This is a genomic window from uncultured Anaerovibrio sp., from assembly GCA_902786545.1.
Classification (GTDB): Bacteria; Bacillota; Negativicutes; order Selenomonadales; family Selenomonadaceae; genus Anaerovibrio.
Window position 1 is genome coordinate 15,318 of record CADACU010000006.1, and the last position, 14,643, is coordinate 29,960.

General features: G+C 46.7%; 14 protein-coding genes and 1 tRNA gene. 13 read left to right on the plus strand and 2 right to left on the minus strand.

Annotation, left to right across the window (positions count from 1 at the left end):
- The first annotated feature begins 6 nt into the window (after positions 1-6).
- The 10 genes from murC (at position 7) to QZV24_RS02080 (ending at position 9,331) form a co-directional block, all read left to right on the plus strand.
- On the plus strand, positions 7-1,374 hold the full coding sequence (gene murC / locus QZV24_RS02035; RefSeq protein WP_294519358.1) for a UDP-N-acetylmuramate--L-alanine ligase: 1,368 nt from the start codon (positions 7-9) through the stop codon (positions 1,372-1,374).
- Between the two features lie 18 nt (positions 1,375-1,392).
- Complete coding sequence (locus tag QZV24_RS02040) at positions 1,393-2,334, plus strand: D-alanine--D-alanine ligase (RefSeq protein ID WP_294519360.1); 942 nt, start codon at positions 1,393-1,395, stop codon at positions 2,332-2,334.
- Between the two features lie 18 nt (positions 2,335-2,352).
- On the plus strand, positions 2,353-3,087 hold the full coding sequence (locus QZV24_RS02045) for a cell division protein FtsQ/DivIB (RefSeq protein ID WP_294519363.1): 735 nt from the start codon (positions 2,353-2,355) through the stop codon (positions 3,085-3,087).
- A gap of 25 nt (positions 3,088-3,112) precedes the next feature.
- Positions 3,113-3,805, plus strand: a complete 693-nt coding sequence (locus QZV24_RS02050) for a DUF881 domain-containing protein (RefSeq protein ID WP_290657854.1) — start codon at positions 3,113-3,115, stop codon at positions 3,803-3,805.
- Positions 3,802-4,137, plus strand: coding sequence for a small basic family protein (locus tag QZV24_RS02055; RefSeq protein WP_294519368.1), 336 nt, complete (start codon positions 3,802-3,804; stop codon positions 4,135-4,137). Before QZV24_RS02050 ends, QZV24_RS02055 begins: the two co-directional genes overlap by 4 nt.
- A 124-nt stretch (positions 4,138-4,261) precedes the next feature.
- Positions 4,262-5,401 (plus strand): cell division protein FtsZ, encoded by a 1,140-nt coding sequence (gene ftsZ, locus QZV24_RS02060; protein ID WP_294519527.1) that lies wholly within the window; start codon positions 4,262-4,264, stop codon positions 5,399-5,401.
- A gap of 83 nt (positions 5,402-5,484) precedes the next feature.
- Positions 5,485-6,507: an ABC transporter substrate-binding protein gene (locus tag QZV24_RS02065; protein ID WP_294519371.1), complete on the plus strand. Its 1,023-nt coding sequence runs from the start codon at positions 5,485-5,487 to the stop codon at positions 6,505-6,507.
- A gap of 11 nt (positions 6,508-6,518) precedes the next feature.
- Positions 6,519-7,847 carry a 30S ribosomal protein S12 methylthiotransferase RimO gene (gene rimO, locus QZV24_RS02070; RefSeq protein WP_294519374.1) on the plus strand — a complete coding sequence of 443 codons (1,329 nt, stop codon included), beginning with the start codon at positions 6,519-6,521 and terminating at the stop codon, positions 7,845-7,847.
- A 2-nt stretch (positions 7,848-7,849) separates the two neighbouring features.
- Positions 7,850-8,326, plus strand: a complete 477-nt coding sequence (locus QZV24_RS02075; RefSeq protein WP_294519377.1) for a CinA family protein — start codon at positions 7,850-7,852, stop codon at positions 8,324-8,326.
- A 141-nt stretch (positions 8,327-8,467) separates the two neighbouring features.
- Positions 8,468-9,331, plus strand: coding sequence for a hypothetical protein (locus tag QZV24_RS02080; protein WP_294519380.1), 864 nt, complete (start codon positions 8,468-8,470; stop codon positions 9,329-9,331).
- A gap of 58 nt (positions 9,332-9,389) precedes the next feature.
- Here the strand turns inward: QZV24_RS02080 and QZV24_RS02085 are convergent, their stop codons facing one another.
- Positions 9,390-10,160 carry a L,D-transpeptidase family protein gene (locus QZV24_RS02085; protein ID WP_294519384.1) on the minus strand — a complete coding sequence of 257 codons (771 nt, stop codon included), beginning with the start codon at positions 10,158-10,160 and terminating at the stop codon, positions 9,390-9,392.
- 28 nt (positions 10,161-10,188) lie between these two features.
- Positions 10,189-10,962, minus strand: a complete 774-nt coding sequence (locus tag QZV24_RS02090; RefSeq protein WP_294519387.1) for an NADase-type glycan-binding domain-containing protein — start codon at positions 10,960-10,962, stop codon at positions 10,189-10,191.
- A gap of 207 nt (positions 10,963-11,169) precedes the next feature.
- Here QZV24_RS02090 and htpG point away from each other — a divergent pair, with 207 nt between their 5' ends.
- From htpG to rodA, 3 genes are all read left to right on the plus strand, one after another.
- On the plus strand, positions 11,170-13,122 hold the full coding sequence (htpG, locus tag QZV24_RS02095) for a molecular chaperone HtpG (RefSeq protein ID WP_294519389.1): 1,953 nt from the start codon (positions 11,170-11,172) through the stop codon (positions 13,120-13,122).
- 147 nt (positions 13,123-13,269) lie between these two features.
- Positions 13,270-13,346: transfer RNA gene (locus QZV24_RS02100), tRNA-Pro, on the plus strand.
- Positions 13,347-13,519: 173 nt separating this feature from the next.
- Positions 13,520-14,629 (plus strand): rod shape-determining protein RodA, encoded by a 1,110-nt coding sequence (gene rodA / locus QZV24_RS02105; RefSeq protein ID WP_294519392.1) that lies wholly within the window; start codon positions 13,520-13,522, stop codon positions 14,627-14,629.
- The last annotated feature ends 14 nt before the right edge of the window (positions 14,630-14,643 follow it).

Genomic DNA, 14,643 nt, shown 5'->3' on the forward strand with positions numbered 1-14,643 from the left:
ATTATAATGCTTACAGGCATTAAGAAGGTTCATTTTATTGGAATAGGCGGCGCCGGAATGAGTGCTCTGGCCAAGATCTTGGTGGAAAAGGGCTATGAGGTTTCCGGCTCTGATATGAAGGAATCCACTATGACGGGGATTTTGCGTGATTTGGGGGCTAAAATCTTTATTGGTCATAAGGCGGAAAATGTGGTGGGCGCTGAGGCTATTGTGGTGTCCAGTGCCATCCGGGAGGAAAATCCAGAAGTGGTTGAGGCCAACCGTCTGGGATTAAAGCGACTCCACCGGTCTGATGTCAATGCCTTTTTGATAAATAATTGCAAGGGTATTGCCGTGGCCGGAGCGCATGGTAAAACTACCACTACCTCGATGATAGGGGTTTCCTTGGATTACGAGGGGGTATCTCCTAGTATTATCATCGGTGGCGAGGTGGATTATCTGGGCAGCAATGCCAAGCTGGGCACGAGTGATTATCTGGTGTCCGAGGCCGATGAAAGCGATGGAACCTTCCTGAAATATCATCCTTATATTGGGATTGTGACCAATATTGAAAATGACCATATGGACCATTATGGAACTATGGAGAATATTATCAAGGCGTTTCGCCAGTTTTTAAACCAGGTGCGGGACGATGGCTGGGCGGTGGTTTGCTCGGACAACGACCACATCCGGGATATTCTGCCTGAGGTGCAGTGCAAGGTTGTTACCTATGGTATGAACCAGCCGGCGGATTATATGGCGGCCAATGTCCAAACAACAGCCAGCGAAACCACCTTTGAGGTTGTTCATAAGGGGGAGAAGCTGGGACAGGTTCGGCTCAATGTGCCTGGTATGCATAATGTGTTGAATGCTATGGCCTGTGTGGTGACCGGTATTACTCTGGGGCTTAGTGTAGACCAGATGGCTGAGGGCCTTACGGTGTTTAATGGGGCCAAACGGCGGTTCCAGACCAAGGGCAAGGTAAATGATATTTGGGTGGTGGACGATTATGCCCATCATCCTACGGAAATTGCCACTACTATCAAAGCCGCCCGTCAGACCCAGCCAAAGCGCCTTGTGTGTGCTTTTCAGCCGCATCGGTACAGTCGGACCCAGCTATTGCAGAAGGAGTACGGTAGCTGCTTTGCCGGCACGGATTTGCTGGTGTTGACGGATGTGTATTCGGCTGGGGAGGATCCAATTCCAGGGGTTGATGGTGAGCTTCTGGTGCAGGAGGTGGCCCGTCAGACCGGTCAGAATACAGTATATATCAAGGATAAAAAGGAAATTGCCCAATATCTGAAGTCCATTGCCCAGCCAGGGGACCTGATTATGACCATGGGAGCCGGCGATATTGTAAAATGTGGCGAAGAACTGGTAGAATTGTTGAAATAAACATTTAGGAGATAGAGAATGAGTAAGAAAATAGTTGTGGTTATGGGCGGTCCGTCCAGTGAGGCTGAGGTATCCCGCCGGAGCGGCAATGCCATATTGGCAGCTTTGAAATCCAAGAATTATAATGCCGAAGGTTTAGAGCTGGAGCCGGAAAAATTTGTTGACCAGATCCGGGAGATGAAGGCTGATTTCGTATTTAACGCCCTGCATGGGCAGTTTGGGGAAGACGGGACTATTCAGGGAGCTCTGGATATGCTGGGTATTCCTTATACAAGCTCTGGCTTGCGGGCGGCAGCTGTTACCATGGACAAGGTGGCAACCAAGCATTTCTTTTCATCGGCCGGTATCCCAACCCCAAAAGCCCGTACCTATTATTCCTTTGAATACAAGAACCGGGATTTGGCCAAGGAAATTATGGAGGAGTTCTCCATTCCGGTAGTGGTAAAGGCCTCTTCCCAGGGGTCAAGTATCGGTGTTGTTATCGTAACGGCTCCATATGAGCTGGAGGATGCTTTGCAGGAAGCCTTCAAGTATGATAACGAGGTTTTGGTGGAAAAATATATCAAGGGCCGGGAGCTCACTGTGGCGGTTTACGGCAATGAAGAGAAGCAGGAAGCCTTGCCGATTATTGAAATCACCACCGCTCAAGGCTGGTATGACTATGAAAACAAGTACAAGGTGGGGGGCTCCCAGCACATTATCCCAGCTCCGTTGAGTCCGGAGCTGACGGAACAGGTGCAGTCCATCGCCAAGAAGGCCTTTGCGGTTTGTGGCTGCAGTGGCGTGGCCCGGGTGGATTTTATGCTCAGTGCCAGAAATAACAAGCCATATGCTATTGAAGTCAATACTGTACCAGGTATGACAGAGACCTCTTTGGTGCCGGATGCGGCCCGGGCAGCCGGGATGGAGTTCCCGGAGCTCTGCCAGAAGATTTTGTATTTGGCCGGGTTTGAGGATTGATAATTAGGTGGTGAATATATGGAAGCACCAAGAAGAAAGATAATATCCAAGCGGGCTTTGGTGGGACTGCTGGGTGTGGTGTCGGTTTTCCTTATAATTATCATATTTGCGTTATCGCCGGTGTTTGTTCTGAAGCACATAAAGATTCATGGAAATTACTATCTGCCGGAAGAGGAGGTTTGCCGTCTGGCCGGAGTGACCATGGGGGAGAATCTGTTCCAGCTGAAGATAGATGATATCATGCAGACTATGGCCAAGGATATCCGGGTGGAACGGGCCATAGTAAAACGGGTTTTCCCTGATACTATTGAAATCCAGGTGGTGGAGCGTCCGCCACTAGCCATATTGCAATGTGATTACGGCTATCTGGAAGCCGGGCGGGGTGGCATTGTGTTGGCGGCCCATCGTACTTTAAGCAATATTCCGGTGCCGATTATCTCCGGGGTGGAGGTAAAGGATTTGTTTGTGGGGGACAGCGTGGACAATGACCACATAAACACAGTGCTGAATTATTTGGACAAGCTGGATTGGGAAACCACAGCCAACCTGTCGGAAATAAATATAACTGACCCGGAGAATGTAATAGTTTATATGCGGGGCGGTGTACAGCTGAAAATGGGTGAGATATCCTCATTGGAGAAAAAGCTGGAGATCACCGAAAGCCTCAATCGGGAGATTAAACAGGCCAAGCATCCAATTGATTATGTGGATGCCCGCTTTGATGGCTCCTATTCCATTAAATTAAAAGGGTAGCATACCAACTAGCAGGGGGAAGAAAATGCATATTGAAAAAGGGCGATTGTCGATTGCTTGTGTCTGCATGGTTCTTGGCTTGATGCTGTCCGTGCAGTTCAGAAGCACTCAGGATATCAGGGCTTCTCTGCCATTCCAGCGGGTGGAGGAGCTTTCCGCCAGACTGCATCAAATGGAGGCAGAAAACAAGGAGCTGGAAGCGGAACTGCGTGACCTGAAGGGTATGTCAGGCTCCGAAAAGAACGAAAAAATAGCTGATGATGTTATGATGTTTGCGGGAATGACTGCTTTGGAAGGACCGGGCATCATTCTCACCATTGATGATAGTGGCAAGATTGCCAAAAAGGATAACGATCCAAATCTTTATCTCGTCCACGATGAGGATATTTTAAAGGTGGTAAATGAGCTGCGGGCGGCCGGGGCAGAAGCTATTTCCATAAATGACCAGCGTTTGACGGCCAATTCGGAAATCCGCTGTGCCGGGCCAACTATTTCCGTTAATAATGTCCGGTCGGCACCACCTTTTGAGATAAGGGCTATCGGGGACAAGGATAACCTTATCAATGCCATCAATATGCGGGGCGGCGTAGCCGACTCCCTGAAGGTGTGGGGCATAAAGCTGGATATTCAGCCATCGGACAATGTCTGGATACCGGCTTATAAGGCCAGCAGCAAGTACAAATTGGCCACCCCTTCCACGAAGGAGGCATCAAAATGATATATGCAGTTATTGGTCTGGTTTTGGGACTGTTGGTGGGCTTTGTAGTGCCATGGGGTATCCCGGCGGGGTATTCCAGTCTGTTTTCCGTGGCTTTGATGGCCTGTCTGGACTCGGTATTTGGCGGATTAAAGGCCACCTGCAATGGGAATTTTGATGATAAGGTGTTCATTACCGGATTTTTTACCAATGCGCTTTTGGCGGCATTTCTGGTTTATGTGGGGGACCGGCTGGGCATAGATTTGTATTATGTGGCCCTTTTGGCCTTTGGTTTGCGAATTTTCAACAATCTTGGCATTATTCGCCAGCATTTGCTGCAAAAAAGATCGTAATGCGGACAAGTTAAGTTTTATTTCCTATAGATTTTATATAAGATAGATGCTATAATGTTTTATGTGTGATTAGAATGAAAATTTAGTGAAATAAAATAACTGTGTGGAGGTTTTTTTGGTGCCAATAGAGTTTGATGATTTTGATTTTAACAGCAAGGCTGTTATTAAAGTAGTTGGCGTCGGTGGTGGCGGAAATAACGCCATCAATTGCATGGTTAATGCCGGTGTAAAAGGCGTTGATTTCATTGCAATCAATACTGATGCCCAGGCATTGTCTGAGTCAAAGGCTTCTACCCGTATTCAGATTGGTGAGCGGGCTACCCGTGGATTGGGAGCTGGTGCCCGTCCGGATATCGGTAAAAAGGCAGCTGAAGAAAACAAGGATGAAATCAAGGCTGCATTGGCAGGAGCCGATATGGTATTCATTGCAGCTGGTATGGGTGGTGGTACCGGAACCGGTGCTGCGCCAGTAGTAGCTGAATGTGCCAAGGAGATTAACGCTTTGACCGTGGGGGTTGTAACCAGACCGTTTGCCTATGAAGGTCGTATGCGGATGAAACGGGCTGAGGCTGGTATTGCTGAGTTGCGCCAGCGGGTGGATACGATTATTACCATCCCTAACGAAAAGGTTTTATCTATAATTGAAAAGAATACATCCTTCATTGATGCCTTTAAGTCAGTAGATGATATTCTCCGTCAGGGTGTTCAAAGTATTTCTGACCTGATTAATGATACTGGTTATGTTAACCTTGACTTTGCCGATGTACAGGCAGTAATGCAGAATGCCGGACCAGCCTTGATGGGTATTGGTGAGTCTTCCGGTGATAACGCTCCTATGACAGCTCTTAGAGAGGCAGTGAACTCTCCGCTGTTGGAGGTTTCCGTGAGTGGTGCCAGAGGCGTAATCATTAACTTCATTGGTGAGTCTTCCCACCTCAATATGATGGAACTGAATGAAGCCAGTCAGAGTATTACGGAAGAGGCTCATCCGGATGCCAACATTATCTGGGGTGTTTCAGTGGATGATACCATGGGCGATACTGTTCGGGTTACTGTAGTTGCTACCAATTTTGAGTCTGAGCAGGCCAACAACCGGGCTATGGCGATGCCAAGATTGGATGGACAGCCATCACAGACAGGCGGTATGCGGGTTCCGGTCTTTGGTAAGAGTGCTCAGGGTAATGCTGATTTGGGAATGCCAAAGCAGGATTTCTATAAGGCCAATGGAATTGATATTCCTGTATGGATGCGCCAGAACAAATAATATATATGAACTGCTAGTCCTGCAGGAAGGTGTTTTCCTGCAGGATTTTCTTAATAATATAGTGATTTGATGGTGTATAGCAAATGAAACGATATTCAATGCTTTTGTTTACTTCCTTTATGATGATTGCTGTATCAATATTCTGTGCCTTGTATTTTACCGGTGGGGAAGGTAATTTTGATGACAGCCGCATAAGGGGCAGTGTAATAGTATATACAACTTTGCCGGCAGAGCATGTAAGTCCGTTGGCTGAGGCCTATATAAAGAACCACCAAATCCGGGTTACCTTTGTACCGATGACGGAAAGCGAATTGCTGCAGCGGATAAAGGATACCGGTAAGGCCGATTTGATTATCACGGACAGTCGTCTGTTGAGACGGGCAGCGGGCAGTGGCTGGTTGCAGCCATATATATCCGAGTCTGAGGATGCTGTAGTGGACCATTTCAAGGATGCCAAGGGATTTTGGACCGGGCTGTGGTATGACCCGGTAGTGTTCTGTATCAACAAGGACTATATGGCCCAGCAAAACCACATTCCTGCCTCCTGGGAGGCTTTGGAAGGCATGAAGGATTATCGGCTGGGAATTACGGACTTTATGGCCGCGGATAATGCCGCCAATATATATATGTTTATGGTAGCCCAATATGGGGAGGAACGGGCATTGGAGTACATGAAGAGCTTGCATCCAAAAGTGGTACAGTACGCCAAGTATCTTTCCAGTCCACCCCGGATGACCGGTATGGGGGAAGCGGATATAGCCATTGCTGTGCAGAGTGAGGTGCTTCGCTATGTCGGGGAAGGCTATCCTTTGAAGGTTATTTATCCCGAGGAAGGTACGGCGTATACTCTTACGGGGGCCGGCCTGCTGATAAATGGTCCCAATACTGAAAATGCCAAGGAATTTGTGAATTGGCTGTTGACTGATGAACCACAGTTGGCCATGCAGGCCAAAGGCTTTTTCTTTATGCCGGCCAATTCAGCATTGGCGTCTTCCCGCCAGTTTGCGGGCAAGAATGTGGTGCTGTATACCCAACTGGCGGACTATTCGGCGGACCAGCGCCGACAGTTGCTGGACCGTTGGCTGAAGGAAGTCAGGTTTAATTGATGGAGGTAATGATGAAGGCTGGATTTGTTAGTCTTGGCTGTTCAAAAAATTTGGTAGATACGGAGGTCATGCTGGGACTCATTAAGGAGCGCAGCATTGAGCTGGTAAATGACCCGGCCGAGGCCGATATTTTGATTGTAAATACCTGTGCGTTTATTCAATCTGCCAAGGAAGAATCTATAAATACTATTTTAAATATGGCTGAATATAAGGACCCCACCAAAGGCCATTGCAAGACCCTGATTATTGCCGGTTGTCTGGGCCAGCGATATGGACAGGAACTGCTGGATGAGCTGCCTGAGGCGGATGGAATCATTGGCACCGAGGCCTGGGACCGAATTACTGAAGTAATCGATGAAACCTTAAAGGGCAATCGGCTGGTCATAAAGGGGGATGAGAAGATTTACGATGCTTCAGTTCCTCGGATACCGACCACGCCCCAGCATACGGCTTATGTGAAGATTGCCGAGGGCTGCAACAACCGGTGTGCCTTTTGTGCTATTCCACTCATTCGGGGGAAATTCCGCAGCCGGAAAATTGAGGATATCGTGGCGGAAGTAAAGGCATTGGCGGCCAAGGGGGTAAAGGAAATTGTCCTTATCGCCCAAGATACTACTAATTATGGTCACGATATCTACGGTAAGCCACGACTGGCTCAGCTGCTGAAGGAATTGTGCCGGATTGAGGATATTAAGTGGATCAGAACCTTGTATAGCTATCCGCGGTTTTTCAGTGATGAGCTGATAGATGTTTTGGCCAGCGAGGATAAATTGGTCAAATATGTGGATATTCCCCTGCAGCATGCCAACAACCAGGTGCTTAGGAGCATGCGCCGGCCGGATACCAAGGAGGAAATTGAGGCGTTGCTGAACAAGCTGCGCCAGCGGGTACCAGGGGTGGTAATCCGTTCCACCTTTATTGTGGGGTTCCCGGGGGAAACACCGGAGCAATTTGCGGAGCTGAAGGATTTTATTACGAAGCAGCGCTTTGATCATGTGGGGATTTTCACCTATTCCAAGGAAGAAGATACGCCGGCTGCTGATATGGACCATCAGGTGGATGAAGCGGTAATGCAGGATCGATATCATGAGCTGAAGTCGGTTCAAAGTCTTATCTCCCAGGAGATAAATGAGTCTCTGGAGGGGCAGGTGCTGGAGGTCATCGTGGAAGGCCACACCGAAGATGGAATGCCATTTGGCCGTTCCTACCGCCAGGCCGACGATGTGGATGATCTGGTTTACATTGAAGGTGACACCGAAAGTCAGGTGGGTGATGTGGTGAAGGTCCGTATTTTACAGGGCTTTACCGAAGACCTGGTAGGAGAGTTGGCCGAGGATTGACTATGAATAATGAATTGCTAGAAGAAAAGGTGGGGACGGTGCTGAAAAACCGTTCTTTAACTCTGGCCTGTGCTGAGTCCTGTACCGGAGGACTGTTAACCAGCCGTCTCACGGATGTAGCGGGGAGTTCAGCGTATATTAAGGGGGCTGTTGTATCCTATTCCAATGAAGTGAAGATGTCTCATCTGGGGGTAAAAGAGGAAACCTTGGCCAGTTATGGGGCAGTCAGTAAAGAAACTGCCCGGGAAATGTCCGAGGGAGTGCGGTCACGGATTGGGGCTGATTTAGGTGTTGGTATCACCGGTATTGCCGGTCCCGGCGGCGGAAGTGCTGAAAAACCAGTTGGGTTGGTGTATATTTCGGTTGCTGGTGCCAGAGGGACTGTGGTAAAGCGGAATGTATTTGCCGGAACCAGAACACAAATAAAGCATCAAGCTGTTGATACAGCCTTAAATATGCTACTGGAATACTTAGGATAATTAAGAATTAGGAATTAGGAATTAAGAATTAGGAATGGGTTATTTTAATACTCATTTAATCTGTATTTCAGCGTTTTTTCAAAAAAAGCTACTAGAATGGCTTACATAGAGGGAATAAAAATGTTTGGTGGAGGACTATTTATGAATATTAAGAATAATTTTTCCAAAGGTTTTGTAACAATGGCGTTAGGCGCTGCACTGTTACTGCCAGCAATTGCAACTGTTTCAGCTGAAGAGGTTGCATCGGCACCGGCAACGGCTCCGGTACAGACCACTGAGGCTCAACCAGCTCAGACAGCTCCGGTACAGACCACTGAGGCTCAACCAGCTCAGACAGCTCCAGCACAGACCACTGAGGCTCAACCAGCCCAGGCAGCTCCAGCTAATGCTGAAAATCAAGCTCCTGAAGATAAGGAAATTCAGGTTCAGCTGGGGTATAAGTATACTAGCGAGCGATATGGATACAGCATTAGGTGTCCGGGCAAGCCAGAGATTATTCCAGCCAGCTTCTTTGATGAAACTGCCAAGGGGGATGTGTTGGTATTTTCCGGCAAGGACCGGGAAATTTACAAGGCCTGGATTATTTTGATTAACGCTTATGATGAGGCGGATGTGCCGGATAATTTAGGCACTTTGCCGGAAGAAGAAAAGAAGGCAACTGTGGAAAGATTTCGGGATAAGTTCAATTTTGCTGACGCCAGTGTGGTAGATTTGGGGGATAACCGGTATGGTATGTATGCAATTACACCTAAGGAGCTGGATGTAGATACCAATGGTGACGGCCAGTTTGATGATGTGGTTGTGGCCAGCAATCAGATGATTAAGACCTATCTGAAGGGTGCTTATGGCGGTCATTTCGAGATTTCCCTGCTGGATAATCCAGCCCTCAGCCAGGAAGGAATTGCGATTTATAATGTAGCTCTGACTACATTCCAGCAGTGGCCTACTTCCAAATATCAGGAATTCCTGGATGCATCTAAATTGCCAAAGAAGAATAAGAAATAAAGGCAAGGAAATTAAAAGACATATACCAGTCAAACTGGTATATGTCTTTTTGCTTGGGTTAATAGATACAAATTCTGGAACCTTTGGACACGGTCTGCAGCACCTTTATCATATTCTCTTCGGCGATGGCAATACATCCCATGGTATAAGGGTAACTGCCGAAGCAGTGCAGCATGATTGCTGATCCCTTACCATACTCATTTTGCGGGTTGTAATCCACATATAAGGTATAGTTGTACTGGGGAATATAATCTATCAGATGCTCGCTGTTGCTGCCACATTCGTGAGCTACATATGCGGTATCAATAATCTGATTGTAATATTCCGGATCGCCACATGCATACATGGAATCAGTAATAACCGTATATGTCATGATAGAACCCGGGTCAGGCTTTATGCCCATAGCGTGGCTGAGGGAAAAATCCCCCCGAGGGGTTTTTCTGTCGCCTTCTCTGGTTTTATCCAAACCATTTTCCCCGATATAGGCGGGACATTCCATTATCATATGCCACTGGTTATATTTGTTTTTTTCCAATAAATACAGTGTGGCCCCGGAAATGTCCGACTCTGATTGACGGACCAGAACAAGCTGATGGACAGAATCATCGTATTGGTATTGAGCCAGATAGACATTGCCGTTACCAATGTCTAATTGTTCAGCCTCTGGTATGGTTTCCTGTGGTAGGGCGACCGCTTCAGTTTGCAGCACCTCGCTGGCTTCAGTCTGTTGCGCATGCGTGTCGGATATGGTATTGCCAAAGCAGAATAATCTACCTGCACACATTAGTATGACAGCCACAGTGACAGCGAGTATTTTCTTGTTTATCATTTATTGTTCACCTTGCGTAGCTTTAGAATCAGAAAAAATTAACCTCGGCAATACAGGTATCAGTATATTTGTTGCCATAGTATACATTCGTAACAATGAGCTTTATATTGCTTACCTCCATTGGTTTGCTGAAGTTTACGGACTGCATGCCCATGTTATCGTTAAGATGGACATTTTCGATGCTTCCATCAGAACCATGAAGCTGAATTTCCGATGGACGGGCATTTTTATAGAATAGATCGGTGCTTTTTTGGTGTCCGGTCCAAATTTGCATGCCAGATACCTTTTTGGTTCCATTAAAATTGTAAATAAGGTAAGAGCCCAGACCTACATTGTTTGGCACACTCTCGGACCAGCAGGTGGATGTGTTGCCATCTATTGTCAGGCTGCCTGAATGTACATAACCGTTTTCGTTGTCCTCAGATGAGGCCGTTACCGACGAAATATCACTCATGGCAATTGGTGTTATAGCGGTGGTTGCTGTACTGCTTCCCACGGTCTGGGTTGGGGATGAACCAGCAGGAGCAGCTGCTTTTTGGCCAGAATCGAAGTTGTAGAAGAAATAGAAAATAATGCCTGCTACTACTATTACCAGGCCGATAATAACAGCAATCAGTATGGCGTTATTGTTGCCGGATGACGCCTGAGGGGCGTATTGTGGCTGCGGGTAGGGTGGCTTTGCCAAAGGGGGAGACTGCAGAGGCTGATTTGGCATAGCCGCCATCTGAGGTCGTGGCTTACCACATTTTCCGCAAAATCTTCCCGAGTTTTCGTGTCCACAGGAACAAATCCAATTATTCATAATATAATCCCTCCAGTAACAGGAATATAGTTTTCAGCAAGGCTAAGTTTATCACATAGAACGGCACTATGCAATGAATTCACCTTTGGGAGATAATATTTGCTTTTTTTGACTTTTTGATGTATTATATCAATTGTGAGTTAGCACTCATATGATGCGAGTGCTAAAAATTATGAATAATTATATTTACATAAAGGAGTCTTAAAAATGGCCAAAGAAACCCATGAATTTCAAGCCGAAACGAAACAGCTGCTGAATTTGATGATTCACAGCATTTATACCAATAAGGAAATTTTCCTGCGGGAATTGATTTCCAACGCCTCTGACGCGATTGATAAGCTACATTTTGCCTCCTTGACTGATAAAAGTATTCTGGAGGGCAATGAGGATTACGAAATTTTCCTGGTTCCGGACAAGGACAGCCATACCCTGACCATTTCTGATAATGGTATTGGTATGAACAAGGAAGACATTGTGGAAAATTTGGGTACCATTGCCAAATCCGGTACCAAGGCCTTCCTGGAGCAGCTCAAGAAGGAAAAGGAAGAAAATTCTGAGCTTAGTGACAATCTTATTGGTCAGTTTGGTGTAGGTTTTTATTCTGCTTTTATGGTGGCTGAAAAGGTTACTGTTGTGAGCCGCAAGGCCGGCGAAAAGGCCGCTTTCCGGTGGGAGTCCGCCGGTGATGGGTCCTATACGCTGGAGGAATGTGATAAGGAATCACGGGGTACGACCATAACCATTACCCTGGGCAAGGAGTTCTACGGTGACAAGGCTGAGGATAATTTCACTGAAAACTGGACTATCCAGAGCTTGGTAAAGAAGTACTCTGATTATGTTCGTTACCCAATCAAGATGAATTTTGAGGTGGAGGAGACTCCGCGGGACGAGGAAGGCAAGGTTATTGAAGGGGCAGAAACCATCAAGAAGACTGAACTTCGCACCTTGAATTCCATGAAACCGCTTTGGACCAAGAATAAGTCAGAAATAACCAAGGAGGAATACAGTAAGTTCCTGAAGGCGCAGTTCCACGAGTGGGAGGAGCCAATGGAGGTGTTCCACAATAAGGCCGAAGGAACTGTAGAGTACACTTCTCTGCTGTACATTCCGGCCAAGGCACCATTTAACCTTTATCATACGGATTATGAACCGGGTATTCAGCTGTATTCCCGTCATGTGTTCATCATGGACAAATGCAAGGATTTGTTGCCGGATTATTTGGGCTTTGTCAAGGGCTTGGTGGATTCTCCGGATTTGTCCCTGAATATTTCCCGTGAGCTGTTGCAGCAGAGCCGTGAGCTGAAGACCATCGGCAAGAACATGGAGAAGACTATCCTGAAGTCCTTGGAGAAAAAGCTTAGCAAGGATAGAGAGGGGTATGAAAAGTTCTGGGCTGAGTTCGGTAAGTCCTTGAAAATCGGTATTTATAACAGCATGTTCACCGGCAATGATATTATCAACAAGCTGAAGGAGCTGTTGCTTTTCGTATCCTCCAAGGAGGGCAAGAATGTTTCTCTGAAGGAATATGTGGAGCGTATGCCGGAGAGCCAGAAGAAGATTTACTATGCTACCGGTACTGACCAGGCTACCATTGAGAAGCTGCCACAGATGGAGCTTTTGAAGGAAAAGGGCATTGAGGTGCTTTATCTCCTTGATCCAGTGGACGAATTTGCCATCGAGGCTATCCGCACTTATGCGGACAAGGAATTCCAGTCCATCAGCCGGGGGGACCTGGATTTGGATGATGCGGAGTCCCAGGAGGTCAAGAAGGAGACCGAGGAGCTGGCCAAGACCAATGATGATCTCATCAAGGACATCAAGGAGGCTTTGGCTGACAAGGTGGCTGAGGTTAAGATTTCGGCCCGCTTAAAGTCCAGTGCTGTATGTCTGGTGGCAGATGCCCAGGGACCGTCCCTGTCCATGGAGCATACCTTTGCGGCTATGGACAATCCAATGTTTAAGGCAAAACGGATTTTGGAAATAAATCCTCATCATGCCCTCTTTACCCGTTTGCAGAGTCTCCACTCGGCCGGCAAGGATAGCCAGGACTTTAAGGATTATTGCGATCTGTTGTATACCCAGGCTTTGATTATTGAAGGCATTATGCCGGAAAACCCGGTGGATTTTGCCAACAAGATTGCTGAGCTTATGGCGAAATAATCAGCGGGTTATTGTCGCTGATACCATGGGAACGAGGCGGTTTATCTGCTGAAAGCAAGCAGATATGGACAAAATTATTAAAAAGATGTTGACAAGAAACATTTAATAGTTTATTATATTCAATGTTGACGCGCTAAGCGGCGACAGCGGGGCATGGCTCAGTTTGGTAGAGCACCTGGCTTGGGACCAGGGGGTCGCAGGTTCGAATCCTGCTGCTCCGACCATTTGATTTTTGAGGCTGGATTTTTATCCAGCCTTTTTTGTTTCTTTGTAAAGTGTAAAGATAGATATCTTTGGCTGCTCTTATTAGGAATATACAATAATAATATTGTTCTTTGGCAGGGTTCGTGATAAGATATATTGGCTATACTGAAATTATTATTTGGAGGGTAAGACCTTGTTTGTAAATAAAAAGCTCAGAAAGATAGATGTGGTGCTGATTGCTGCTGTGGCGGCCATAATTATTATGAGCCTGATTACTATCAGCAGTGCTACCCATGTAAATACTCCATCGGATGACCGGTACTGGTTTTTGCAGCGTCAGGGAATTTTTACCCTGATAAATATAGGAATTATTGTGTTTTTTATGAACTTTGATTATAAAATGCTGCAGGCCTACGGCAAAAAAATATATATTTTCAATCTTATTATGCTGCTGGCGGTTATGTTTGTGGGGCAGTCAGCGTTGGGAGCCCAGCGATGGATCCAGTTGGGACCAATCTCTATTCAGCCATCGGAATTTTCCAAGATTATGATGATAATCTGCATGGCATCGTTTTTTCAGGATAAAATCGGCAAGCTGAATACTTTATCGGATCTGTTGCCCTTGCTGGGGTATGTGGGAGTTCCGTTTTTGTTAGTACTAAAGCAGCCTGATTTAGGTACTTCGCTGGTATTTATGGCTATTTTCATTGGGATGATTTTTGCCTGCGGGGTAAATTTAAAGCTGTTGTTTGGCATGTTTGCCGCTGCATTGGCCTGTGCACCGCTGCTTTGGATGTTTGTGCTGAAAGAATACCAAAAAATGCGAATCATGGTTTTTGTGGATCCAAATGTGGACCCGTTGGGGTCGGGCTATCATATAATTCAGTCCAAGATAGCCATTGGTTCCGGGATGATTTTTGGCAAGGGCCTGTTTGGTGGGACTCAGAGTCAGCTGAACTTTTTGCCGGAAAACCATACTGACTTCATTTTCGCTGTGGTGGGGGAGGAACTGGGCTTTATTGGCACTACCTTCCTGCTGCTGATGTATTTGGTGTTGCTGTGGCGGGGAATTAAAATTGCCCAGATGGCCCAGGACAGCTTTGGTATGCTGCTGGGAGTGGGGATTACTTCCATGCTGGTGTTCCATGTACTGGTAAATGTAGGGATGACCGCCGGGATTATGCCGGTAACCGGTATTCCGCTGCCGTTTATGAGCTATGGGGTCAGTGCGTTGACTACCAATATGCTGGCGGTGGCCATACTGCTGAATATTTATTTACGAAACCAAAAACTCCAATTCTAAGGTTTCCATAGTTA